This is a genomic window from Sulfurospirillum sp. hDNRA2, from assembly GCF_024206095.2.
GTDB lineage: Bacteria > Campylobacterota > Campylobacteria > Campylobacterales > Sulfurospirillaceae > Sulfurospirillum.
Window position 1 is genome coordinate 1,034,222 of record NZ_CP159800.1, and the last position, 23,508, is coordinate 1,057,729.

General features: G+C 42.9%; 23 protein-coding genes. 15 read left to right on the top strand and 8 right to left on the bottom strand.

The window, feature by feature from the left end:
- Positions 1-20: 20 nt before the first annotated feature.
- Complete coding sequence (locus NL930_RS05295; RefSeq protein WP_039672735.1) at positions 21-446, bottom strand: hypothetical protein; 426 nt, start codon at positions 444-446, stop codon at positions 21-23.
- A gap of 75 nt (positions 447-521) precedes the next feature.
- On the opposite strand from NL930_RS05295, the gene NL930_RS05300 reads away from it, so the two are divergent.
- Complete coding sequence (locus tag NL930_RS05300; RefSeq protein ID WP_060825717.1) at positions 522-962, top strand: hypothetical protein; 441 nt, start codon at positions 522-524, stop codon at positions 960-962.
- Here NL930_RS05300 and rraA read toward each other — a convergent pair.
- Both rraA and NL930_RS05310 read right to left on the bottom strand, forming a co-directional pair.
- Positions 925-1,422 (bottom strand): ribonuclease E activity regulator RraA, encoded by a 498-nt coding sequence (gene rraA, locus NL930_RS05305; protein ID WP_254375914.1) that lies wholly within the window; start codon positions 1,420-1,422, stop codon positions 925-927. The genes NL930_RS05300 and rraA overlap by 38 nt on opposite strands.
- Before the next feature lie 12 nt (positions 1,423-1,434).
- Positions 1,435-1,791 carry a hypothetical protein gene (locus NL930_RS05310; RefSeq protein ID WP_039672729.1) on the bottom strand — a complete coding sequence of 119 codons (357 nt, stop codon included), beginning with the start codon at positions 1,789-1,791 and terminating at the stop codon, positions 1,435-1,437.
- 88 nt (positions 1,792-1,879) lie between these two features.
- On the opposite strand from NL930_RS05310, the gene glmS reads away from it, so the two are divergent.
- The 12 genes from glmS to NL930_RS05370 all read left to right on the top strand — a co-directional run bounded on the left by glmS (position 1,880) and on the right by NL930_RS05370 (position 15,057).
- A complete protein-coding gene (gene glmS / locus NL930_RS05315; protein ID WP_039672727.1) occupies positions 1,880-2,287 on the top strand; it encodes a methylaspartate mutase subunit S in 408 nt (135 codons plus the stop codon).
- Entirely contained in the window at positions 2,284-3,648 is a 1,365-nt protein-coding gene (locus NL930_RS05320; RefSeq protein ID WP_254375915.1) for a methylaspartate mutase, read from the top strand. The genes glmS and NL930_RS05320 overlap by 4 nt, the downstream gene beginning before the upstream one ends.
- Positions 3,645-4,838: a glutamate mutase L gene (locus NL930_RS05325; protein WP_254375916.1), complete on the top strand. Its 1,194-nt coding sequence runs from the start codon at positions 3,645-3,647 to the stop codon at positions 4,836-4,838. Before NL930_RS05320 ends, NL930_RS05325 begins: the two co-directional genes overlap by 4 nt.
- Before the next feature lies 1 nt (position 4,839).
- Entirely contained in the window at positions 4,840-6,411 is a 1,572-nt protein-coding gene (locus NL930_RS05330) for an AMP-binding protein (RefSeq protein ID WP_254375917.1), read from the top strand.
- Between the two features lie 103 nt (positions 6,412-6,514).
- A complete protein-coding gene (gene rpmH / locus NL930_RS05335) occupies positions 6,515-6,649 on the top strand; it encodes a 50S ribosomal protein L34 (RefSeq protein ID WP_039672720.1) in 135 nt (44 codons plus the stop codon).
- Positions 6,637-6,975, top strand: coding sequence for a ribonuclease P protein component (rnpA, locus tag NL930_RS05340; protein WP_060825722.1), 339 nt, complete (start codon positions 6,637-6,639; stop codon positions 6,973-6,975). The genes rpmH and rnpA overlap by 13 nt, the downstream gene beginning before the upstream one ends.
- A complete protein-coding gene (yidD, locus tag NL930_RS05345; RefSeq protein ID WP_254375918.1) occupies positions 6,972-7,310 on the top strand; it encodes a membrane protein insertion efficiency factor YidD in 339 nt (112 codons plus the stop codon). Before rnpA ends, yidD begins: the two co-directional genes overlap by 4 nt.
- Positions 7,311-7,315: 5 nt before the next feature.
- Complete coding sequence (yidC, locus tag NL930_RS05350; protein WP_254376423.1) at positions 7,316-8,902, top strand: membrane protein insertase YidC; 1,587 nt, start codon at positions 7,316-7,318, stop codon at positions 8,900-8,902.
- On the top strand, positions 8,902-9,858 hold the full coding sequence (locus tag NL930_RS05355) for a Jag N-terminal domain-containing protein (protein ID WP_254376424.1): 957 nt from the start codon (positions 8,902-8,904) through the stop codon (positions 9,856-9,858). The genes yidC and NL930_RS05355 overlap by 1 nt, the downstream gene beginning before the upstream one ends.
- Positions 9,855-11,192, top strand: coding sequence for a tRNA uridine-5-carboxymethylaminomethyl(34) synthesis GTPase MnmE (gene mnmE, locus NL930_RS05360; RefSeq protein WP_254376425.1), 1,338 nt, complete (start codon positions 9,855-9,857; stop codon positions 11,190-11,192). Before NL930_RS05355 ends, mnmE begins: the two co-directional genes overlap by 4 nt.
- A gap of 60 nt (positions 11,193-11,252) precedes the next feature.
- A complete protein-coding gene (gene nhaA, locus NL930_RS05365) occupies positions 11,253-12,416 on the top strand; it encodes a Na+/H+ antiporter NhaA (RefSeq protein ID WP_254375919.1) in 1,164 nt (387 codons plus the stop codon).
- Positions 12,417-12,480: 64 nt separating this feature from the next.
- The gene (locus NL930_RS05370; RefSeq protein ID WP_254375920.1) at positions 12,481-15,057 is read left to right on the top strand and encodes an EAL domain-containing protein; all 2,577 of its coding nucleotides are present in this window, start codon (positions 12,481-12,483) and stop codon (positions 15,055-15,057) included.
- A 6-nt stretch (positions 15,058-15,063) separates the two neighbouring features.
- On the opposite strand, the gene lolA is transcribed toward NL930_RS05370, so the two are convergent.
- A complete protein-coding gene (lolA, locus tag NL930_RS05375) occupies positions 15,064-15,579 on the bottom strand; it encodes a LolA-like outer membrane lipoprotein chaperone (RefSeq protein ID WP_041963378.1) in 516 nt (171 codons plus the stop codon).
- A 124-nt stretch (positions 15,580-15,703) separates the two neighbouring features.
- Here lolA and secA point away from each other — a divergent pair, with 124 nt between their 5' ends.
- Together secA and NL930_RS05385 are read left to right on the top strand one after the other, a co-directional pair.
- A complete protein-coding gene (secA, locus tag NL930_RS05380; protein ID WP_254375921.1) occupies positions 15,704-18,289 on the top strand; it encodes a preprotein translocase subunit SecA in 2,586 nt (861 codons plus the stop codon).
- A 9-nt stretch (positions 18,290-18,298) separates the two neighbouring features.
- Entirely contained in the window at positions 18,299-19,501 is a 1,203-nt protein-coding gene (locus NL930_RS05385) for an FtsX-like permease family protein (protein ID WP_254375922.1), read from the top strand.
- Between the two features lie 36 nt (positions 19,502-19,537).
- Here NL930_RS05385 and NL930_RS05390 read toward each other — a convergent pair whose 3' ends face one another.
- The 4 genes from NL930_RS05390 to NL930_RS05405 all read right to left on the bottom strand — a co-directional run bounded on the left by NL930_RS05390 (position 19,538) and on the right by NL930_RS05405 (position 23,449).
- Positions 19,538-19,942, bottom strand: coding sequence for a hypothetical protein (locus tag NL930_RS05390; protein WP_039672706.1), 405 nt, complete (start codon positions 19,940-19,942; stop codon positions 19,538-19,540).
- A 111-nt stretch (positions 19,943-20,053) separates the two neighbouring features.
- On the bottom strand, positions 20,054-21,292 hold the full coding sequence (locus tag NL930_RS05395) for an ArsS family sensor histidine kinase (RefSeq protein ID WP_039672705.1): 1,239 nt from the start codon (positions 21,290-21,292) through the stop codon (positions 20,054-20,056).
- Entirely contained in the window at positions 21,289-21,969 is a 681-nt protein-coding gene (locus NL930_RS05400; protein ID WP_254375923.1) for a response regulator transcription factor, read from the bottom strand. Before NL930_RS05400 ends, NL930_RS05395 begins: the two co-directional genes overlap by 4 nt.
- Positions 21,970-22,030: 61 nt before the next feature.
- Entirely contained in the window at positions 22,031-23,449 is a 1,419-nt protein-coding gene (locus NL930_RS05405) for a Do family serine endopeptidase (protein WP_254375924.1), read from the bottom strand.
- Positions 23,450-23,508: the final 59 nt, after the last annotated feature.

The window sequence follows — 23,508 nt, forward strand, 5'->3', positions numbered from 1 at the left end:
AGCCTTACATGTAACTTTCTTTAGGGTTGGCAATCTTTGTATTGAACGGAAAATTTAAACAATTCGGTGTTGTTTAGATCGTAAAAAACGTAAACGAAAACGGCACCGTGTTTTAACAACTGCTTGATCTCTTCATCGCTACACAAATAGCTTCGATTGTTCTCAAACGTCGTTTTGATGAGCGTACCTTTGTCGGTTTTCAGGATGGTTTGAATCATTTCGTTATGTGAATTGATGCGGTTACGGTACTCGATCGCGTTTTGAAAACTCACGACGTCCACGAGTGTGGTGTAGTCGTCCAAAAGCATCGGAATATGCTCTTTGGTGCCGTCTTTGATAATCGATAAAATTTTGGGAATATCTTCCTCTTTGAAATTATCGTCGTCGGTGACGTCATTGGCGAAAAGCGACGTGAGAAGTGCTACAATAATCGCGTATTTTTTCATAACCTTATTCCTTTGAGCGAATTTTACTATAAAATTCTCAATATAACGGTCTTTTTTTCAAGGAAACGACAAATTATGAGCTATTTGCATTGGTTTGAAGCACATGCTAACAAACATCACGCGATTATCGTTAAACTTTTGATGCAAAAGATGTCCAAAGAAGCGATCATCGACTATTTTACGTTTGAAAAGATGCGCTTGAACGAGCCGGATTTTTGCCCTTTGTATGGAGATTGTCAAAAGTGCCATACGATGGAGAAACTGAATTGTTATTTGTGCGCTTGCCCGCATTTTCGGTTTAACGATGAGGGTATTGCGTGCCGCGAAGGAATAACGTATAAAAGCACTTGTGCGATCGATTCACGCAAGGGACGATACGCGGTTTTTGAAAATGTTGCGCATTTGGATTGCTCTTTGTGCACGGTTCCCCATACCGAAGCGTTTATCGCAAAACACTTCGATTTGGAGTGGAAACACCTTATGAGAGCGTGTCTTGAGCATGCTCTAAAGGCGTAGCGCTTAGGATGATTCCATCGCGATCGGCGTAAAGATAGTCGCCTTCGTTGAACGTTACGCCGCCGAACGAGAAGCTTACATGTAAGCTTCCTTCTTGAGGTTCCATCGTCTTTTTCGGACATGTTCCCAATGCGAAAAGCCCTACATCGATCTCTTTTGTATTTTTAGTATCGCGGACGTAACCGTTGATCACGATTCCTGCCCAGTGATTTTCATACGCGAATTTCATCAAATTATCGCCGACGACGGCCGTGTATGCGGCATGAACGTCGACGACGGCTATGCGTCCGGCACCTTCGCTTTTGAGCAGTTCGACTAACGTTTTGTTATTGCCAAAGAGTTGAACGGTAACGATAGCACCAAAGATGCGTTTGCGTCCGCCGTAGGATTTAAAAAGAGGATCGAGAACGCGAACGTGATTAGGATAGGCATCGCAAAGGTCTGCGGTGTAAAATTTCATAAGAGCTCCTTGTTATTTGAAAAGGCGTATTAGGTTATCTTGAGTGGACATGGGTGAACGCTTCGGTACGGTAAAATCGACTTTTTCTTCATGGCAAGAACCGCAGAGTTTGAGCTCTTGATGTGCCCCGACGTCTTTTTGCGCATAAACGTTTTCACGTGAATGGCAATCAAAGCAGTCTTTTCCGCATTGCCCTTTTTCGGAGGGTTTATTGTGACATGTAATGCACTCTTTTAATACGAAATGGTTGGAATCGTCGATATAAGGTTGCAGTTTGGGATGACACTCCAAGCAACTGCCTCCGCATGCCGATACGTTAGTGCCGAAAGCCGCTAGAAAAATGCTACACGCGAGTAAAATACGATACATGCTAAAACTTTTTCGAGAAATTTGTGTTAATTATACTTTAATAAGGTTAAGATAAAATACAAAATTATTCAAAATTTAGGCTAAAAGAATGAAAGTTGTCACGGGCGTAGTCGGCAACGATATTCACGTGGTCGCCAACCGACTTATCGATATATCGTTACAAGCAAGAGGGTTTGAGGTGTTCAATCTGGGCGTGAATACTTCTTTGGAAGAGTTTATCGACGCGGTAGTCGAAACCGATGCCGACATTTTGTTGATCTCGTCGCTCAACGGTGAAGCGGAAGGGTGGTGTAGAGATTTGCAGTTTTTGCGCTCCGAGTATAACTTGCGTGAAGACGTTATCTTTGTGATCGGCGGCAACTTAGCCGTGGGTGAAGCTAAACAAGACGATATTATCCCCAAATACCGATCTTACGGGTTCGATCTCGTGTTCCATCAAGTCGATCTCAATACCGGTTTAGACGAGTTAGAGCGATACGTCAAGGAGCGCGCATGAGTTTGTTGCAAAAAGAGCGCGACGTCATTACGCGCAACGAATACGCCGACACGTTTGATTTCGCCGAAATCGAAAACTTTATCGCGAATGCTCCCAAAGAGCTTTTTATCACGCATCATTTTAAAAAACGCGATCGTCTTTTGGTTCAGCCGCGCGGCGGTTTTCCGACTTATAAAAAGATGTTTGAACTCTACGAAACGTTTATGGGCGCGGACATCGACGTTCTGCCTTTAACGGTGGACAGCAACACGCGCCTCAACGACTATGCGATGGCTCAAAAGATGCTTCGCCTCTCCGAAGAGAACGAAATGGATATGCTCAACGGCTATCCGCTCGTCAATCACGGTTATCGAACGACCAGAAAGATGATCACACACTTTAACAAACCAGTTAGCCTTCGCCACGGCACACCCGATGCGAGGCTTTTGGTGGAAACCGCTTTGGCATCGGGCATTTTTGAGATCGAGGGCGGACCGATTACGTACATGTTGCCTTACTCGAAAAATTTTCCGCTCGATAAAGCCTTCTTGTACTGGAAATACGTCGATAAAGTCTGTGCTCTGTACTCCAAATTGAATGAGCCGATCAACCGTGAATCGTTTGGTCCTCTGACGGCAACGCTCGTTCCGCCGTGTATCGTTATCGTGATCCAGCTCATCGAGATGCTTCTATCGTTGGAAGAAGGCGTCAAATCCTTTTCGGTCAGTTTCTCGCAAAACGGTTCGATGATGCAAGACGTCATTACCTCAAACGTCTTGAAAAAATTGGCACGCGAATACGCCGATACGTTCGGAAGCCAAGACGCCATCATCAATCTCGTTTACCATCAGTGGATGGGTGCGTTTCCGCGCAACAAAGAACTTTCCGATCAGTTGATCAATACTAACACGGTCATCGCCGCGATGGTCAGAGCCGATAAAATCATCATCAAAACGCGCGACGAAGCCTTTGGCATTCCGACCATGCAGTGCAACGCCCAATCGGTCGCTAATACCAAATATACGCTTCGTACTCTCAAAGGACTTCCCGTGATGAGTGATGCCGAAGAAGAGGAAAATCTTGAGTTGGAAGTACGGGCGTTAATGGATGCGGTCATGAACGATCCTGCCGATACCTTGTGGCGAAAAGTGTTTAACACTATCAAAAGCGGACTCATCGATGTGCCGTTTTCGCCGCACATTATCAACCACAACGCCGTCATTACGATTCGCGACGATCAAGGCAATATCCGTATCATCGACAAAGGAAAGCTTCCGCTTCCGGATCGCTGTTTTGCGTATGAAAAGTCTAAAGTCAATTTGCCGGAAAGTAAAACGGAAGTCATCAACAAAATTATCCACGACATAGGAGCCATGCTATGAGTAAACTACTGATCGACGTGGGTAGTACCTATTTTAAAGTGTGTCAGCAAAGCGGTATTAACCAATATTTTCGCGATTTTAACAAAGATATTTTTGATGATTTGCTCAATAAATGCGGCGATATTTTTTCCAACTACGCAAAAGAAGACATCTATATTTGCTCTTCCGCTAACGGCGGTTTAAGTACGCTCATTATCGGTCTTACCAATTCGTTTAGCCTCAAATTCGCCAAAAACATAGCGTTTAACTCGGGGATTAACATCATCGATACGATTTTGTACCATAAAATCGACGAAGCCAAAGCTCCCGGTGAACTGATCGACGTCGTGATTATCGTCGGCGGGATCGACGGTATCGCAAACGTGTTTGACGAAAAGCTGTTTGATTTTTTACGCAATGTTCGTTACAACAACATCGTGTACGTCGGCACAAAACAAGACGAAATGTTTTTGAGCGAGAACATTCAAGAACTTAAAGTGCTCGGAAACATTATTACTGAAAAGCTACATGTCAACGGCAGTGAGCTGAAAGAATACTTGACCAATCTGTACCAAGCCGATATCGTCGGAAAAGAGGACATCAAACACCTCTACGCTATTACGGCCAATCAAATTTATTCGACGCCTTACATCGTCAATCGCTCTTTGCCGTTGATTGACGCCAATTTTGACGTGGTCAATCCGTTCATCGTCGTGGATATCGGCGGCGCAACGACCGATATTCATTACAGCCGCGATTTGGTACGCGACAATATCGTCAGCGAAAGCGGATTTGATCGTTTGGTGTTTAAAAAACTGGGCGTCTATAAATCACGTGAGACGCTGATCTTTGCCGCCAAAAACAACGAATTTGTGTACGAGCTTTTAGCGTATTTGAACGTAACGGAAAATATCTTGGAAGAAGAGAGCGAGAAGGCACTTCGCATTTTGATGCAGCTCTCCATTTTCTTGGTGCTTTATAAAGTCTCGCGCTTGCACCCGTTGTACGTAACGCTACATCTTGAACAGCTCAAAACCGTCGTCTTAACGGGCGGTATCACCAAAGTGCTTTCGTATGAAGAGGCGGAGAGTATTATGCAGTTTTTCTATAAAAAAGTATTAGGACTTCACGCCATACCCAACATCGTGATGGATTACGAGTATGCCATTTGGACGCTTGGCATGCAAAACGATACCGCTTCAAGGAGTTAAAATGTCGATCAATTGTATTCGTGCGCTTATTGAAAAAGCCGCTCTCGTATGTCCCGATAAAATCGCCGTTATCGACGGTGCTAAAAAACTCAGTTACGGTGAACTTTTTAAAAAAGTTAATCAAGTCGCACGTTATTTTAGCGAATTGGAATTACCGAGCGGTTCGCGTATCGGTATTTATTCGCACAAAAGTTATGAGCAGATTATCGCCGTTTTGGCGGTGCTTTCAACCGAGCATATTTTCGTACCCATTTCGCGTCTTTTGAAACCCGAACAAGTCGAGCACATCATCAAAGATTGTGGGATTTCATGCATCGTTACCGATAAAAATAAGATCAAAAATATCGATGCAATCGACTATAACGGTAAAATTATGACTTACGAGGCAAGCGAACGCGACATCGTTTCGTTTGAAGAAATTTACAAATGTTGCAACGATGCTTATACATGTAACATCGGCGATTATAAAAATGCGGCGATTACGTACAGTTTCGGTTTGACGGGTTTTCCGCGCGGTATCGTTATTACCCATCGCAACTTAATCGACAGTGCACGCGTTGTTTCCAACTACCTTGAACTCAAAGAAGAAGACGTCATTTCGGGAACGTTGCCGTTTATTTTAGACTACGGTTTAAATCAACTTTTCGTTTCGATCTACCATCATGCGACCTTGGCACTTCATTCTTTGGTTCTTCCGGCCGATTTTTTCAACCATCTTATCAACGATAAAGTGACCGTTTTACCGGTGATGCCGCCGCACATTACCCAAATGTTTGACGATAGTAGCCGAATTCCCAATGCCAAATTATTGCAAAACGTGCGCATCGTGACCTCTTCGGGCGGTAAAATTACGCCGAAAATGATCCACGACATCGAAGCACATTTTAAAAACGCTAAGTTTTATTCGATGCACGGTTTAACCGAAGCATTTCGTTCGACCTACCTCGATCCGGCACAACTTAAAATTCGTCCTAATTCCATCGGTAAACCGATTCCGGGCGTTGAAATTCACGTAATCAACGAACAAGGCTTGGAGTGTGCGCCTAGAGAAATCGGCGAGCTCATTCATCGAGGCGGTTATATTTATAAAGGCTATTGGAAATCCAAAGAAGATACGCAAAAACGTTATAAAAGCGTCGATATTTTGAAAAATATCGTAAACCTTGAGGGCGATTTGACCGATGAAATCGTCGTTGCGAGCGGTGATTTCGTTTATCGAGACGAAGAGGGGTATTTGTATTTCGTCTCTCGTAAAGATGACATGATTAAAGTCAGCGGTTTTCGTATTAGCCCTTACGAGATTGAAAGCGTCGTTTACGATAAACTTCCGAGCGTAGCACAATGTGCTGTTTTTTCCATTGAAAACGAAAAAACGGAAGAAGAGATCGTCATGGTTTACGGTGCTCTAAGGGAAATTCCGAAAAATGAAATTCTTTTCGAGTTGAAAAAACATTTGCCCAATCATATGATTCCTTCGATTATCGTTTACAAAGAAAAGTTGCCGCAAACGAGTCCGAGTGAAGTCAAAATTGACAAAGAAGCTTTACGAAAAGAGGTCTTGGAACTTCGTTAGAACCTTGCGTATCTTGGAGTTCTTAATCGAATCTTATGCAATTTTTAAGTAAAGCTAAGGTAAAATCCATACCTTAAATTATTTTTACAGAAGGAAACTTTCGATGAAAAGAACGTATCAACCTCACAGTACCCCTAAAAAGCGTACACACGGTTTTAGAGAGAGAATGAAAACCAAAGGCGGACGTAAAGTCATTGCAGCACGTCGTGCTAAAGGAAGAAGAAGATTGGCCGCTTAAGGGCGTATGAAACTCTCAAGGAAACACGAGAGTATTCATATATTTACAATCACGGGAAAAAATGGCACTACGAAGGTGCCCTTGTTTTTTACTTGAACGATACGACAAAAAGGGTTGGATTTACCGCGAGTAAAAAAGTCGGTAATGCTATTAAACGCAATTTAGCCAAACGAAGGCTTCGGGCAATTTTTTTAGATATTCAACCTACGTTGAACGACGGTGTTTATGTTTTTGTTGCAAAAGAGAAGATACACCAATTATCCTACGAGGCACTCAAAAAGGGGATAATATGGTCTATGAAAAAGTTGAACTGTGTTAAAGAATGAAATCCTTGACATTGTGGCTTATAAAACTGTACCAAAAGTTTTTGACGCTTTTTAGTTACGGAAGTTGTAGGTATTATCCGACATGTTCGCAGTACGCGAAAGAACAGCTTTTGTACAATAATTTTTTCAAAGCACTTTGGTACAGTGTTATACGCATTTTAAAATGCAATCAACTTTTTGTAGGCGGAATCGATTATCCTATCGTTCGCAAAGTGTTTGCCGCTCCTTCTTTTGTACATGTAAAACGGATTTCCTCACAACGTGTTGTTTATTGGTTCGTGCCAAAAGGCACACAAAGTTTTTACATCGTAAAAGCTTTTAAAACATTGAAATAAAGGGAATCTCAATGACAGATAAACTGACTCCTCAGGTGCGTATTATTATCGCCACCGTTTTATCTTTTTTATTTTTTGCACTCTACGATCACTTTTTTATCCCCAAAAATCCTCCGATGACCGATGCCAATACTTCTGTTGCTGCTGAGCAAAAAGTCGTTACCTCGGCACCGAGCGTAACGACGAATAGCCAAGACGTAACGGCCGCTCCGACCAATGCGACGTCTACGACGGAAGTCATCGCGACGATTAAAGCGGCTTCTTATGAAATTCAAATCGATCGTTTAGGGCGCATTGCCAAAATGTACCTTCAAGAAGGGAAATACAAAGACGATAAAGGCGAGCGTTTTCAGCTTATCGACGTTTCTCAAAACCTGTTGCCTTTAGAAATTCGTTTTAAAGATAAATCGCTTAACGACGATGCTTTTGCTATGTCGTACAGTACGGACAAAAGTACGGTAGAAGTTGATGAAAAAGGTGCTACGGTCGTATTGACGCAACTACTTAGCGGTTTAAGCGTCACAAAGACATTAACGTTTTATCCTAACGGAAATTACGATATTCACGTAATGCTTTCCAGTCCGAAAGAGTATTTTATCTCTCCGGGCTTTCGTCCGCATGTCGCGATCGACAGTTATACTTTCCACGGTGCATTGATTAAAAAGTCAGACGATACGATTCAAACGATTGACGACGGTTCCGCCAAAAGCGATTTACATTTTAGCGCGGCTAAAATCGTAGCGGCGGCCGATAAATACTATACGACGTTTTTTTACAGCCTCGATAAAGGTCTTAACAGCGTCGTAACGATCGGTAAAGACAAAGATCCTCTTTTATTCGTTCAAGGCGAAGCCGATTTTAAATTGGGCGGATATATCGGTCCTAAAGACCACAAATTGCTTCATTCGATTCATCCGGGATTGACCGATGTCGTTGAATACGGCTTTTTTACGTTTATCGCAAAACCGCTTTTTATGCTACTCTCTTACTTGCACGGCATTTTCGGTAACTGGGGTTGGGCTATCGTTGCGATGACGATTATCGTACGTTTGGTATTGTATCCCTTAACCTATAAAGGCATGGTTTCAATGAACAAGCTCAAAGAGCTTGCTCCGAAAATTAAAGAATTACAGAAAAAATACGGTGACGATAAGCAAAAATTGAATATGCACATGATGGAGTTGTATAAAAAACACGGTGCCAATCCGATGGGCGGATGTTTGCCGATTCTTCTTCAAATTCCGGTCTTCTTTGCCGTGTATCGTGTGTTACAAAATGCGATCGAACTCAAAGGAGCAGAGTGGATTTTATGGATTAACGATCTTGCCGTTATGGATCCTTATTTTATTCTTCCGATTTTGATGGGTATTACGATGTTCGTCCATCAACGCATTACGCCGACGAGTTTCACCGATCCGATGCAAGAAAAAATTATGAAATTTTTACCGCTTATCTTTACGTTTTTCTTTGTCACGTTCCCTGCGGGTTTAACGCTTTATTGGTTTACCAATAACCTTGCATCGATCGTTCAACAGTTTTACGTTAATAGAATTTTTGCTAAAAAACATGAAGAGCCAAAGGTCGAGAAATGATACGAGTCGAAGCTGAAACACTTCAAGAGGCTTATTCAAAAGCCGCTGGCGAGTTGTCGTGTTCGGTAGTGGATTTAGAAATCAACATTATCCAAAACGGATCAGGCGGATTTTTGGGGCTTTTTAAGAAAAAAGCCATTATCGAAGTTCAACGTAAAGGGGCACATAAGCCTCATTTTAAAGAACGCGAAGAGCGTGAAGTCAAAGAACCTACAGAGCATCAAAGAGGCGGTGAAACGCCTAGCGATGCAAGTTTTGACGAGCGTAAAGAGTTTCAAAAACGTTCTAAAAATAGACGCCATCGTACGAAAAATAAAGAACCCTTTAAAGAAGGCGTACAAGAGCGACCCGAGCGGAAACCGCTAAGCGCAAAAGAGATGCCCGTAGCGCACGAGCCAAAATTTGAGCAAGTTAAACCGTTAAGAGAAGTGCGTCATACGATAGCGTCTAGCGTTATCGATCAAAATTTCCATCAGGAAAAACGCGAAGTTAACGATATTTTAGACGAAGTGCGACAAAACATCAAAAATCTTTTTAAGTACGGATGTTTTACGCTGGATACGCCCTTGGTCTCAAAATACGACGAAGAGACGATTTTAATCGAATTTAGCGGTGAAGACGCGGCTCTTTTAATCGGAAAAGAGGGGTATCGCTATAAAGCGCTTTCGTATTTGTTGTACAATTGGATTAATTTAAAGTACGGTCTTAATATTCGCCTTGAGATTGCGGAATTTTTGAAAAATCAAGAAGAGATGATTGAGAAGTATTTAGTACCGGTGATTGAGCGTATTCGTAACAGCGGAAAAGGTCAAACGAAGATTTTAGACGGAGTCTTGATTAAAATCGCGCTTGAAGCATTACGCACCGAATTTCCCGAAAAATACGTCGGTATCAAATCGGGAAAAGACGGCGGTAAGTTTATCGTCGTGAATGATTTTAACAGGAAAAACGCATAGACACGATAGCTGCGATAGCTACGAGTTCGGGTATCGGCTCCATCGCGATTGTTCGCGTGAGCGGAGCGGATGCCCTAAGCGTAGCCCTACGACTTTCTCGCCAAACGACGCTAATACCAAGGCATGCGACTTTATCGTTTTTATACGATAGTACTTGTGCACCGATTGATCAAGCGATCGTTCTTTATTTTAAAGCACCGCACAGTTTTACGGGTGAAGACGTCGTCGAGTTTCAATGTCACGGCGGTTCGATTGTCGCAAGTATGGTTCTTGACGCGCTCTTAGGCTTAGGCGTGCGCCTTGCACAGCCGGGGGAATTTTCCAAAAGAGCTTTTTTAAACGGTCGTATCGATTTGTCCGAAGCCGAAGCGATAGCCGCCTTAATCGAAACGAGAAGTACGGATGCCGCAAAAATATTAACGCGTCAGCTCAAAGGCGAACTGAAACAGTTTGTCGAACATGTGAGAGATCAACTCGTTGAAATGTTGGCCTTTATCGAAGTCAATATCGACTATGCCGAAGAAGATTTACCGCTGGATATGATGCAAAAAATTCGCCTGCGTTTAGATGCTTTGAGTGAAGAATTGCGCCGTACTTATGAGAGTAGCGAACGTCGAAAAGGACTGATGAGCGGCTTTAAAATAGCCATTGTCGGTAAACCGAACGTCGGTAAAAGTTCACTTCTGAATGCACTTTTGAGTTACGACAGAGCCATTATCAGCGATATTGCCGGTACGACGCGTGACACGATCGAAGAGGAGCTTCGTGTCGGTTCGCACTTGGTGCGTATCGTCGATACGGCGGGAATTCGCCAAGCCCACGATACGATCGAACAAATCGGTATCGAACGTTCGATCGCGGCGATCGAAGAATCTGAAATCGTCATTGCGATGTTTGACAATAGCCGTACATGTGATTCGGAAGATCTTCACATGTTAACCTTACTTCAAACGTACGAAGCAACGAAATCCGTGATTTATGTCTTGAATAAAAGCGATTTACCCACTTTATTTGATCGTTCACTCTTACAGGAAGGGTGTTTGATGCTCTCCGCTCATCGCGATACCGATCTTTTGATTCAATCGCTTCAATCGCTTTTGGATCGATGTGCACACGAAGATAGTATTATGTTGACCTCTTCGCGTCAAGTCGAAGCGGTTAAAACGGCGTACAAAGAGGTTGTCGCTTCGTTTGATCGCCTCAAAGAAGGCCAGCTTGAATTGTTCGCATTTCACATCAACACTGCCGTCGAAGCGATTTCTTCGATTACGTCCGCTTTCGAACGCGATGAAATTCTCGATAAAATGTTTAGCCGCTTTTGCTTGGGAAAATAGCGATTTACAAACTATTTACTTCTTTTCGTTACTATAAAAACTCGAACGAAAGGGGGTTTTATGTTAACATCGATAGAAGAATTTATTAAAAAAGAGTCCTCTTCGGGTATTCTTTTGATTGTGGTTACCTTAACGGCACTTTTGCTTCAAAATAGCGTTTTAACCGACTTTTACTCTCGTTTTTTAGAAACGCCTTTACAGATCAGTTTCGGCTCGTTCGGCATAGCCAAACCGCTTTTACTTTGGGTGAACGACGGATTGATGGCGGTATTCTTTTTTTTAGTCGGCTTGGAAATCAAACGTGAAATTTTAGAGGGAGAACTCTCTTCTCGAAGTCAAATTACTTTACCTTTGTTTGCCGCGATAGGCGGAATGCTAACTCCCGCGTTCGTTTTTACGCTTTTTAATTACGGAGATAGCTTTGCAATGAACGGATGGGCGATTCCGACCGCGACGGATATTGCGTTTGCTTTAGGCATTTTGTCTTTGCTCGGGTCTCGCGTTCCGCCTTCTTTAAAAATCTTTTTAATGGCACTTGCGATTATCGACGATTTGGGAGCTGTCGTGATTATCGCACTTTTTTACACCTCAAAACTCTCATTTATGTCGATGATGGTTGCTTTAGGGGCTATTATGCTTTTAGTGACTATGAACCGTTTGGGCGTCGTGAAAAAAGCGGCTTATATTTTAGTCGGTATCGTTTTGTGGGTTGCCGTTTTAAAATCGGGCGTTCATGCAACCATTGCCGGCGTCGTGTTAGCTTTTACGATTCCGCTTTATTCTTACACTGCTCAAGGAGAGCGTTTTTCGATGCTCAAAGAGTTGGAACACGACTTACATTATTGGGTCGCCTTTTTGATTTTACCTCTGTTTGCTTTCGTCAATGCCGGCGTTGATCTTAAGGGTGCTTCCGTTCAAACGTTGGTTTCGAATGTTTCGCTTGGAATTGCACTCGGGCTTTTCTTCGGCAAGCAAGTCGGTGTTTTTTGCTTTAGTTATATTGCCGTGAAATTAAAATGGGCCAAATTGCCCGAAGGCAGTAATTTTAGACAACTCTACGGTGTCGCCGTTTTGACGGGAATCGGTTTTACGATGAGCTTATTTGTGACGACGTTAGCGTACAACGATAGCACTGTTTTTTTTCAGGCCGATAAACTGGCGATTCTCATCGGTTCTTTTTGCTCGGGCATCGTCGGGTATTTGTTTCTTAAAAAAACTTTATAATTATGACATAAGCTAAGGAAAGCTATACTGTAATACGTTTTGTGCCTCGTCAAAGGAGCCGACAGTGAAACAATTGAGTCTTACCAAACGTCTTTTTTGGATAATAACGTTTTTTATTTTTCTTGCCAATGCCGTTGTTATCGGCTATTTATACCGACAAGCGCACGAGTTGACCGCGATTCGGGCTTATTCGAAAGCTAAAACGCTCCACGACTATTTTATCTCGATGCGTTACGTATATCACCAACAGTTTCTCTCAAGCGGTATCGATTTAAACGACTCGACGGTCGGATTTTTACCTGCGCACGCTTCAACGCATATCAGTGATTTCTTTAGCCAACGCTCCAAACAAGGTATTACGATTCGTAATGTTTCGGATAGACCGCGCAATCCGGACAATAAAGCCGATGCGCTTGAAGAGAAGATGATTCGCTATTTCGATGCCCACCCTAAAGAAGACGAAAAGCTCGAATTAATCGAAGAGGCGAACGGGCAATCGTTTTATTTTTTCTCGTCGCCGTTACGAATTCAGGCGTATTGTTTGGCGTGCCACGGAAAGAAAGAGGAAGTATTGCCCTATATCGCCCAGCGTTACGACAATGCTTACGGTTATTCTTTGGGTGAAGTAAGAGGGCTTACCAGTATAAAAATGCCTAAAAATCTTCTCTTTGGAGACGTGATTATGCTCTTTTGGGAAGAAGTTGCTTTTAGCGTAACGGTTACTTTGTTTTTATTGGTTGTAATGTTTTTGGCGATTAAAGAGCTGACAAAAAGAGAGGTAGCGCAGAAAAAAGAGTTAGAAGCGTTAGTTCAAGAACGGACGCAAAAATTGTTGCAAAAAAGCGATGAACTGGAAAAAGCGTACGATCATCAAAAGCATCTTTATTCGGTTTTGCGTACGGTTGCCGATAGCAATCAAATCTTGATTACGACGCAGACGCTTGGCGAATTATTAGAACAAACGGCACGATGCCTTTTTGAAAACGATTCGTTTGCCCATGTCAAAATTATTTTATGGGAAGAAGAAAAACTCTCGGTTAAGGAGTCGTTGGGACTTGCGGACGACTTTAATATTTCCGACGTCGAAGAAGAGGTTTTTCATAAAGGGGGTTACCGTATTTTAACGCATAACGATAAAGCCGTGGGCTTTTCATGCCAAACGATGATGCGTCGTTACGGTGTGAGCGAAGCGTATATTACCGCACTTAGAAGCGATAAATTTGCGCGTAACGTTTTGGGCGTGTTAACGATTTGTACGACGATACCGCAAGGTTTTAGTCAAGAAGAGCGCGCGATGATCGAAGAGTTGGCGGGAGACGTCGGCTTTGCCATTAACTCGTTTCATCAAAAAGAGAGCATTATGAAGCTTTCGTATTACGATCCGCTAACCGATTTGGCTAACAAAACGATGCTAAGCGAACACATTCGCCTTGCCATTCAAGCGCATCAAAATTCTCACATGTATGGTGCGTTGTTATTTTTAGATATCGATAATTTTAAATCGATTAACGATCTCAAAGGCCATGCAACGGGCGATAAGCTTTTGGTATTGATGGCGGAGCGTCTCAAAGGCTTTACGCGGGACAATGATGTTTTGGCACGCTTCGGCGGCGACGAGTTTACCGTCTTGCTTCCGAATATTGCGGACAATGTGGAAGCGACCGCACGCAGCGCCGAAGAGATAGCTATGAAGATTTTAATTGCGGCAAAAGAGCCTTTTATGATCGATCATCATCCCTTCTTTGTGACGGTTAGTATCGGGATCGGACTTTTCGGTGAAAAAGAGAGCGTAGAGTCTTTATTAAGCCATGCGGACAGTGCCATGTATGCGGCTAAAAGAGACGGTCGCGATACGATTCGTTTTTTCGATGCGTTTATTCAACATGTCATGGAAGAAAAATCGTTGATGTTACAACATTTACGCGATGCGTTGGATAGCGAGCAGTTTTTCTTGCTCTATCAGCCGCAACTTGATCATAATCGCCGTATCGTCGGCGTGGAGGCATTGGTTAGACTTCAGACGAAAGACGGAGAGATCATTTCGCCGGCACATTTCATTCCTGTTTGCGAAGAATCCGGATTGATTATACCCTTAGGTTATTGGGTTATGAAAGAGGCGATTTCTCAAGCGGCGAGATGGAAAGAAGACGCTGAAAAATCGCTATGGCGCATTTCGATTAATGTGAGTATCAAGCAGTTTGAACGTGAAGATTTTATCGCTATTTTGGAAGCGATGTTGAAAGAAAACGGCATCGACCCCTCACGGCTTCGCTTGGAATTAACGGAGAGCCTTTTGATCGGAGACAGTGAAAAAGCGTTGAAGAAGATCAATGCGCTCAAAACACTCGGCGTTTCATTGTCGATCGATGATTTTGGAACGGGATATTCGAGTTTGCAGTATCTCAAAAATTTTCACGTCGACGAATTAAAAATCGACCAATCGTTTATTCGCGATTTTATTCACAATCGAAGCGATGCGATGATCGTGGAAACGATTCTTTCTATGGGGCAAAATTTTCATCTCGAAGTCATCGCCGAAGGTGTGGAAACGCAAGAACAGTTTGAGGCGTTAAAAGAACTCGGATGCCGTTATTTTCAAGGGTATCTCTTTGCAAAACCCACGGCTCCGGAGCTTCTTTAATATCGCTTATTCACGGACGATATCGTATCCTTTCGGAATATCGGGGCGAAACATTTCGTCGTCGATAAAAAGATCGGTCGAAGCATTGGAAAAGAGAATTTCGACGTTATTTTCCAATTTATCTTTGTAGCTTATCTTCTCGATCGTATCGTTTGAACCTACAATCGTATACGTCGTGTCCATAAAACGGGTCACATAACGGTTCGGAGCGATTTCTTTGGCTTCGCGAAGCAATTGTGCGATATTGGGCGTGTTTTGTAGCGTCGTAATGATGACTTGTTCCAACTCCGGTTCGACAATTAGCACTTTGTTTTGGTTAAAATAGATTTTTTTTACGACGGGTTTTTGATAAACCCATAACGCTTTTTGCTCTTTGGTTGCATAAAACGTCCCTTCGTACGCAATCGTTTTATTTTGATCGTTAGTCACTTTTTGAATAAAATCGCTTTGAATCGTTTTAAAATCACCTATTTTTGCGCATAAAAGCGTTGTAAAGCAGAGCAAAATTCCAATCAAACGCATAAAAACCCCTTGGTCGTGCAATATCGTTATGGAGTTTTATCAAAGAGATAGTAAAAGTATGATAAAATCCTGAATTCTAATGAAAACAGATCAGAAAAAAGAAAGAAAATTAGAGGAAAATCGTATGTCACTCAGTAGTATCGTTCGTAAAATTTTCGGCACGAAAAATGATCGCGTCGTGAAAGAGTTAATGGGACGCGTCAAAAAAATCAATGCCTTAGAACCGACGTATGAAAGGCTAAGCGATGAAGATCTTAAGGCGGCGTTTAACGCTTTGAAAGCGGATGTTCAAGCCGGTTTAAAATCTTTGGACGAGGTTTTGAACGATGTCTTTGCGATGACGCGAGAAGTCAGCAAACGTACGACGACGATGCGCCATTTCGACGTACAAATGGTCGGCGGTTTAGTTTTGCACGGCGGCAATATCGCCGAGATGAAAACGGGTGAGGGTAAAACGTTGGTTGCAACGCTTCCGGTCGTACTCAATGCAATGAGCGGCGAGGGCGTACATGTCGTGACAGTGAACGATTATTTGGCGAAACGCGATGCGGCGGATATGGCGCGAATTTATAACTTTTTAGGGCTTAGCGTAGGCGTTGTTACCAACGATCTTGCCAACGACACCGAACGTAAGGCGCAATACGACGCCGACATTACGTACGGCACGAATAACGAATTCGGTTTTGACTACTTGCGCGACAATATGCGCTACTCTTCGGGCGAAAAAGTACAACGCATGCATAATTTCGTGATTGTCGACGAAGTCGACTCGATTTTAATCGACGAAGCGAGAACGCCTTTGATTATCTCCGGACCTGCGAATCGAACGTTGGAAGGATATAAACTTGCCGACGGCGTAGCGCGAAAATTGATTAAAGAGCGCGATTTTAGCGTCGATGAAAAAAATCGAACGATTATTTTGAGCGAAGAGGGCATCAGCAACGCCGAAAAATTGTTTGAAGTCGACAACTTGTACAGTTTGGAAAATGCCGTTTTATCACACCACCTCGATCAAGCGTTGAAAGCCCACTATCTTTTTGAAGCGGACGTTCACTATGTCGTCAGAGAAGGCGAAATTGTTATCGTAGACGAATTTACGGGTCGATTGAGCGAAGGCAGACGCTTTTCCGAAGGTTTACACCAAGCCTTGGAAGCCAAAGAGGGCGTGATGATCAAAGAAGAGTCGCAAACTTTGGCGGATATTACTTTCCAAAACTATTTTCGATTGTATAAAAAGCTTGCGGGTATGACGGGAACCGCACAAACCGAAGCAACGGAATTTTCTCAGATTTACAATTTAGAAGTTATCTCTATTCCGACAAATTTACCGATGCGTCGCGAAGATATGAACGATTTGATTTATAAAACCGAACGCGAGAAATTCGAAGCGGTCATTAAAGACATTAAAGCGTGCCATGAAAAAGGTCAACCTGTTTTGGTGGGTACGGCATCCATCGAAAAAAGCGAATTGTTACATACGTTGCTGAAAAAAGAGAAAGTGCCGCATTCGGTTTTAAATGCGAAAAACCATGAAAAAGAGGCACAAATTATCAAAGATGCGGGCTTAAAAGGTGCCGTTACGATCGCAACGAATATGGCGGGACGCGGTGTAGACATCAAATTGACTGATGAAGTCAAAGCTTTGGGCGGTCTTTATATTATCGGCACGGAACGTCATGAAAGCCGCCGTATCGACAACCAACTTCGCGGTCGTTCTGGACGTCAGGGTGACGTGGGTAAGAGCCGTTTTTATTTAAGTTTGGAAGACAATCTTTTACGTATTTTCGGAAGCGATCGTATCAAAGCGATTATGGAGCGACTTGGCATCGAAGAGGGTGAGCATATCGAGTCGAAAATGGTAACCCGCGCGGTTGAAAACGCACAGAAAAAAGTTGAAGCCCTTCACTTTGAAGCACGTAAACACTTGTTGGAATACGACGACGTTGCGAATAAACAACGTAAAACTATTTACAATTTTAGAAACGATCTTTTAAATCCTACGTTCGGTATCGAAGAGAAAATCAAAGAAATTCGCCTCGAGTTCGTTACCAATCTGCTCTTTAGAGCCGAAATTTACGAAGGTATTTCCGAGACGCAATACGATCTTGAACGTCTTTGTGCCGTTGTGAGAGACGAGCTTGGAGAGACATTCGAAGCCGCATCGTTTCAAGAGCTTGATTTTGACGCGTTGCGCACGAAATTGACGGAGTTATTGGAAGCACGTTACGATGAAAAAATGTCCCTTGTCGATGCGACGCAACGTAAGGAAATCGAGCGTATCTTATACCTTCAAGTTTTAGACAATGCATGGCGTGCCCATTTATACCAAATGGATATTTTAAAAACAGGTATCGGGCTTCGCGGTTATAATCAAAAAGACCCGTTAACCGAATATAAAAAAGAGAGTTACAACCTCTTTATCGAATTGGTCGAACAAATCAAATTTGAAAGTTTTAAAACGCTTCATATCGTTAAACTTCGCGATCAAAAAGAAGAGGACGAACGACGTCAAGCGATGGAAGAGATGATCCGTCGTATGGAAGAGAGCAATACTTCGACGACCTTAGAACACCAAAATCCTTATGCGGAAGACGAAGAAGACGAAAAAGAGAAAAAAATTCCTAGAAATGAACCGTGCCCGTGCGGAAGCGGTAAAAAATACAAACAATGTTGCGGTAAGAGCGGTCCTAAAAAAGGGCTTTTAGCATAAAGGGTAACGGTGCAAGGAAATCTGAGTCTTTATCTCGTTAAAAAATATTTGCGATTCGATAAATCGCAGCCGTTCATTACCGTTATTTCGCTTTTAGCGTTTTTCGGCGTGGCGATCGGATTGACGGTTTTAATGGTCGCTATGGCGATTATGAACGGTTTTGACAAAGAGTTTGAAAAAAAACTTTTTACGATGAATTATCCGCTTTCGATCTATTCGCGTACCTTTTCTCCGGTGACGCAAAACGATTTGGAAACGCTGAAAGCGAATTTTCCTTCACTGAAGTTTAGCCCGTATATTTCCACCCAAGTGATCGTGAAAAAAGGAGACCGCTTAGAAGGCGGATTGCTTTTCGGCGTTCATTTCGAGCAAGAGGCACAAATTAACAGTATCGTCGCCGATGCGGTGCGCGGAAAAACGCTTGAAAAATACGATTTGATTACCGGAAGCGAACTGGCAAAACACCATTTACTCAGTGCCGATGAAAAAGCGACGTTGATTTTTACGAAAAACGATCCGGGCGGTATGAGTTTGATTCCGAAGATGAAACGGTTTAACTATCAAGGTTCGTTTCATTCGGGCTTAATCGCGTACGACAAAGCTTACATGTACACGACGTTGGACTCTTTAGCGCAAATTTTGCAATACCAAGAGGGAACGTTTGACGGCATTCACATCTATTCTGACGATCCTCTCGTTGATATCGAAAAGATTCGAAAAACCTTACCGGCGGATTTAGGAATTGTCGGTTGGTGGCAGATGAACGGCAATTTTTTTGCCGCCTTAGCATTGGAAAAACGCGCTTTGTTTATCGTCTTAATGCTGATTATTCTCATTGCGTCTTTGAATATTATCAGCTCTTTGTTGATGACGGTTATGAACCGACGCAAAGAAATCGCTCTTTTGCTTTCGCTGGGAGCTTATAAAAAAGAGATCAAAAATACGTTTTTTTACCTAGGCTTAGTGATCGGCGGCGGTGGAATGCTTTTTGGTATGCTCTTAGGCGGTATTGTTTTATGGGTACTCGGCTCGTTTGATATTATCTCTCTTCCTGCCGATGTTTACGGTACGGCACGCTTACCGCTTGATTTATCGTCGCTCGACTTTTTCTTGATCGTCTTAGGAACGAGTGCTATCGTGGCCCTTTCTTCGTATTATCCCGCGTATAAAGCGACGCAAATTAACGTTTTAGATACCCTTCGTAACGAATAGCCATGCTTCAAAGCGGGCAATATTTTGCCCGCTTTTTTATACATGTAGAAGTTCGGTCGTGATATTGCAGTTATCTTCCACCATCTCTTGAAGCTTGCTCAAAAGCGTCTTGGAATCGGTTCCGTCTTCCGGATAGGTGACGACGTTATCGTGCGGCGATTGATCTAAAAATTCCTGAATCCCCGAAAGCACTTCGGTCGCACCGTTCCAATCGGTTCCCGTCAAGATAACGACATAATGGTTGTTGTGGTTGAAAATCGCGTCGGTGCGTCGAAGAATGCGTTGAAACATCTCTAAACTATCCATCTCTTTGCGATCTTCAAGGGAGAAAAAAATCAGCGAAAACGGAACTTCGTCTTTGATTCCGAAACGCTCCAATAAGGCGATATGATGGTCGATAAGATTGGCGAGATTGATCTTGGAAAAAGCGATTCCGGACATAAAACGTCTCCTTGTCAATGAGTTTTTGTTTACTGTCTTTCATTTGCCGCAAAAGAGATGATCGCGAACACCCGTCTTGAAAGAGGGCGATGAAAGCAATCTATTGTAACATTAATTTGGTTCGAGCGTATCGAGTTTTTCAAAATTAAAATAATTATACCCGTCTTTGTGTTCGTAAGTAAACGTCAAACGGTGTGCTTTGAGAATATGATGCACGATGTAAAGACCGAGTCCGAAACTGTGGTGTGAATTGTTTTCTTGCACAAACGGCTCTAAATAATGTGCCAGCTCGTATTTGAGCGGCTTGCCTTGGCTAATAAACGCCATTTTCGTTTTGCGCGCAACGATACGTACCTTTTGATCGATGGAGTATTTGATGCCGTTGTCGATGACGTTTTTCATCGCCGTCGTAAAGAGTCTAAAATCGACGTTTAAAATAATCTCTTCTTCACCGTCGATTTCGATTTGCGTAGGAGAAATCATCGCAAGATCAATGGCTTCGTCAAGCATATCGACCAAACGGTACGGTTTGACGTTTTTGAGACCCTCTCCGGAGGTAATTTGTTCAATCGAGGCAAATTCGTTAATCAGAAGTTCCAGTTTTTCAAACGTGCCGATCAGACGCGTACGCTGCTTGCCTTCTTCGAGCATTTCGGCACTAATGCGCCCTTTCGTGATGGGCGTTTTGAGTTCGTGCATGATATTGCGTAAAAAAAGTTGTCGGGATTGGTTGAGTTTGTTGATTTGTTCGACCGCATTGTGAAACGCATTGGCGACTTGGGAGATTTCGTCTTCACCGTCGGTTTTACAGTTGATCGTAAGGTTGCCTTTGGCAAACGCATCCATTTGGCGTTTGAGTTTTCGTAAAGGTTTGATTTTACGAATCGTCAAAATATATGCGATGATAATAATCGTAAAAACAACGCCGAAAATCGTTTTAATCAAATCGTAACGGTAGGGCTGAAAATCTTCGTCTTTAAGCAGTAACGACGAGTATTTGGTCTCGATTTGCAAGTAGTGGTCGTTTTCGTAGCGCAAAATGGCACTCGATCCGATTCGATCGGAGATTTTTTGAATCACTTGCGCATTTTGGATAATATGCTCTTGTTGCGCTTTATCCGTAATCTCGCGCATTTGGTACCCTTGCACCTGCTTTTTCAACTCTTCGTTGGTAATAAAATTATTGAGGTGAAAGAGTGTTGCACGCGCGATGATGGAGTACTTGATATTGAGTTTTTCGGTGTAAGTTTGTTTGTCGTACTCCAATAAAAAAAGCAGTGCGAGAAAAATACTCACGATGCTGATCGCAAAAATAAAGGTAATGCTGTAAAAAATAGAGGATTTGGTCATTGTAAAAATTTGTATCCTATACCGCGAATGGCATGAATATACGTCGGTTCTTTAGGGTTTTCTCCGAGTTTTTGACGAATACGTCCGATAATGACGTCGATGCTTTTGTTGGTCGTTTCTTCGCTAATGGCTTCGATATTGTAAATCAGCTCTTCGCGTGAGACGACGCCGCCTTCTTTTTTGATGAGATAACCCAAAATGCCGTATTCGGCTGCCGTTAAAGGAAGGGCTTTCCCGTGAAAAGCAATGGTGCGTTGTTCTTCGTTGAGGACTAAATCTTTCGTTTTTTGTACGTTTTGATCGATAGGGGTTAAGCCTTTATTGCGTCGTAGTAGACTCATGATGCGCGCTTGCAGTTCTCTTGGATTGTAAGGTTTGGGTAAATAATCGTCCGCGCCGTTTTCCAAAGCCGTCACTTTATCGGTTATATCGGTGCGTGCGGAGGAGATGATGATAGGAATCGTATGACGTTTGCGAATCTCTTTACAGACGTCAAGCCCGTCGATACCCGGAAGCGTCAAGTCTAAAATCAAAAGATCGAAAGGATGCATATCTAGCGTCGAGAGTCCTATGTAAGGATCTTCCGCGACCGTGACGGACATGTCGAAAGGTTCTAAATACTCCGTTAAAATTTCGGCTAATTCCAAATCGTCTTCGATCATCAATATTTTCGTCATAATGCTCCTTACATGTCAACGATATTATAGCCAATTTTAGGAGGGTTTCCCTCCTAAAACCTTAAGGCATAACCAAAATGGCTCTGTAATTTTGACGGTTGATGATGACGCGTTTTTTATGGTTTTTATACTCTTTCAAGGCATTGTTCAAGTCTTTCATCGTTACGATACGTTTTTGCTCGATTTGAACGATAATATCGCCTTCTCTAAAGCCCATTAGTTCCGCTTTAGAATCTTCTTGGACGTCGGTAACCAAAATACCTTCGGTCTCTTTGGGAATTTGGTATTGCATACGCGTTTGGTTATTGATTTCGGTGAGATCGAGACCTTCGATAGGACTGGACGCTCCTTTGCTCTCGGCTTTACTGCTTTGAGTATCCATTTTGGCGAGTTTGAGTTTTGCCGTTTTAATTTTTTTGTCGCGTTCGTACGTAATCGTGACGCTACTCTCGGGTGCAATGGCGGCAATCGTATTTTTCAAGTCGTTGGAATTTTTGATTTTCGTGCCGTCGACTTCAATAATCAGGTCGGAAACCTGCAAGCCGCCTTTTTCCGCCGGTGAATCTTTTTCGACCATTACGATGAGCGCACCTTGTTTATTGTCGTACAGTTCTTTCAGATCGGACGTTAAATCGGAGATGGAAACGCCCATAAAACCGCGTTCGATTTTGCCGTTTTCAACCAACGAAGTAGCGATTTTTTGAACCATATTGGAAGGGATGGCAAATCCTACACCGTTGTTACCGCCTCCTTTAGAAAGAATGGCACTGTTGATACCGATGAGCGCGCCGCGGCTATCGACTAAAGCACCGCCTGAATTACCGGGATTGATCGAAGCGTCGGTTTGAATAAAGTTTTCGTATTGATTGAGTCCGACGTTGTTTTTATTGAGAGCGGAGACGATGCCTTGCGTAATGGTCTCCCCCACGCCGAAAGGATTTCCGATCGCGAACACCACGTCGCCTTCCAACAGATTGGAAGAGTCTCCAAATGAGGCTACATGTAGGTTTTTGGCATCGATTTTAATGACTGCAAGATCGGTTTTCGAATCTTCTCCGATGACTTTAGCTTTGTACTCTTTTTCGTCGTTCGGAAGCGTCACGACGATTTCATCGGCACCCTCGACGACGTGGTTGTTGGTAACGATATAGCCGTCCGTGGAGATAATGACGCCTGAGCCTAAAGAGTGCGATTTACGCTCTTGCTGTTTTAATTCGGGAAGTCGGTTTCCGAAAAATTCTTTAAAAAACGGATTGAGCATCATCAGTTCGTTGAGTTGGTCGCTCTGCTTGGTTTTCTTGGTCGTTGCGATATTGACGACGCTTTGTCTAACGTTTTTGATCGCATTGTTATAAGAGAGAATAACGTTGGAAGACGTTGCGTCTTGTCTTGGCGAATCTTTAGGCATTTGAGCGATTTGAATCGTTCCTGCAAAAAGGGAAAGGGAAGCGATAAGAGAGAGTAAAATCGTTTTTTGCATCGTTAATCCTTTTAAAAATGTGCTGGTCGTGAAATTATAAAAGAGTGAAGTAAATATAA

Bases quoted from the DNA above. Each gene is read 5' to 3' on its own strand.
- NL930_RS05295 (WP_039672735.1), bottom strand. From the start codon at position 446: ATGAAAAAATACGCGATTATTGTAGCACTTCTCACGTCGCTTTTCGCC.
- NL930_RS05300 (WP_060825717.1), top strand. From the start codon at position 522: ATGAGCTATTTGCATTGGTTTGAAGCACATGCTAACAAACATCACGCG.
- rraA (WP_254375914.1), bottom strand. From the start codon at position 1,422: ATGAAATTTTACACCGCAGACCTTTGCGATGCCTATCCTAATCACGTT.
- NL930_RS05310 (WP_039672729.1), bottom strand. From the start codon at position 1,791: ATGTATCGTATTTTACTCGCGTGTAGCATTTTTCTAGCGGCTTTCGGC.
- glmS (WP_039672727.1), top strand. From the start codon at position 1,880: ATGAAAGTTGTCACGGGCGTAGTCGGCAACGATATTCACGTGGTCGCC.
- NL930_RS05320 (WP_254375915.1), top strand. From the start codon at position 2,284: ATGAGTTTGTTGCAAAAAGAGCGCGACGTCATTACGCGCAACGAATAC.
- NL930_RS05325 (WP_254375916.1), top strand. From the start codon at position 3,645: ATGAGTAAACTACTGATCGACGTGGGTAGTACCTATTTTAAAGTGTGT.
- NL930_RS05330 (WP_254375917.1), top strand. From the start codon at position 4,840: ATGTCGATCAATTGTATTCGTGCGCTTATTGAAAAAGCCGCTCTCGTA.
- rpmH (WP_039672720.1), top strand. From the start codon at position 6,515: ATGAAAAGAACGTATCAACCTCACAGTACCCCTAAAAAGCGTACACAC.
- yidD (WP_254375918.1), top strand. From the start codon at position 6,972: ATGAAATCCTTGACATTGTGGCTTATAAAACTGTACCAAAAGTTTTTG.
- nhaA (WP_254375919.1), top strand. From the start codon at position 11,253: ATGTTAACATCGATAGAAGAATTTATTAAAAAAGAGTCCTCTTCGGGT.
- lolA (WP_041963378.1), bottom strand. From the start codon at position 15,579: ATGCGTTTGATTGGAATTTTGCTCTGCTTTACAACGCTTTTATGCGCA.
- secA (WP_254375921.1), top strand. From the start codon at position 15,704: ATGTCACTCAGTAGTATCGTTCGTAAAATTTTCGGCACGAAAAATGAT.
- NL930_RS05390 (WP_039672706.1), bottom strand. From the start codon at position 19,942: ATGTCCGGAATCGCTTTTTCCAAGATCAATCTCGCCAATCTTATCGAC.
- NL930_RS05395 (WP_039672705.1), bottom strand. From the start codon at position 21,292: ATGACCAAATCCTCTATTTTTTACAGCATTACCTTTATTTTTGCGATC.
- NL930_RS05400 (WP_254375923.1), bottom strand. From the start codon at position 21,969: ATGACGAAAATATTGATGATCGAAGACGATTTGGAATTAGCCGAAATT.
- NL930_RS05405 (WP_254375924.1), bottom strand. From the start codon at position 23,449: ATGCAAAAAACGATTTTACTCTCTCTTATCGCTTCCCTTTCCCTTTTT.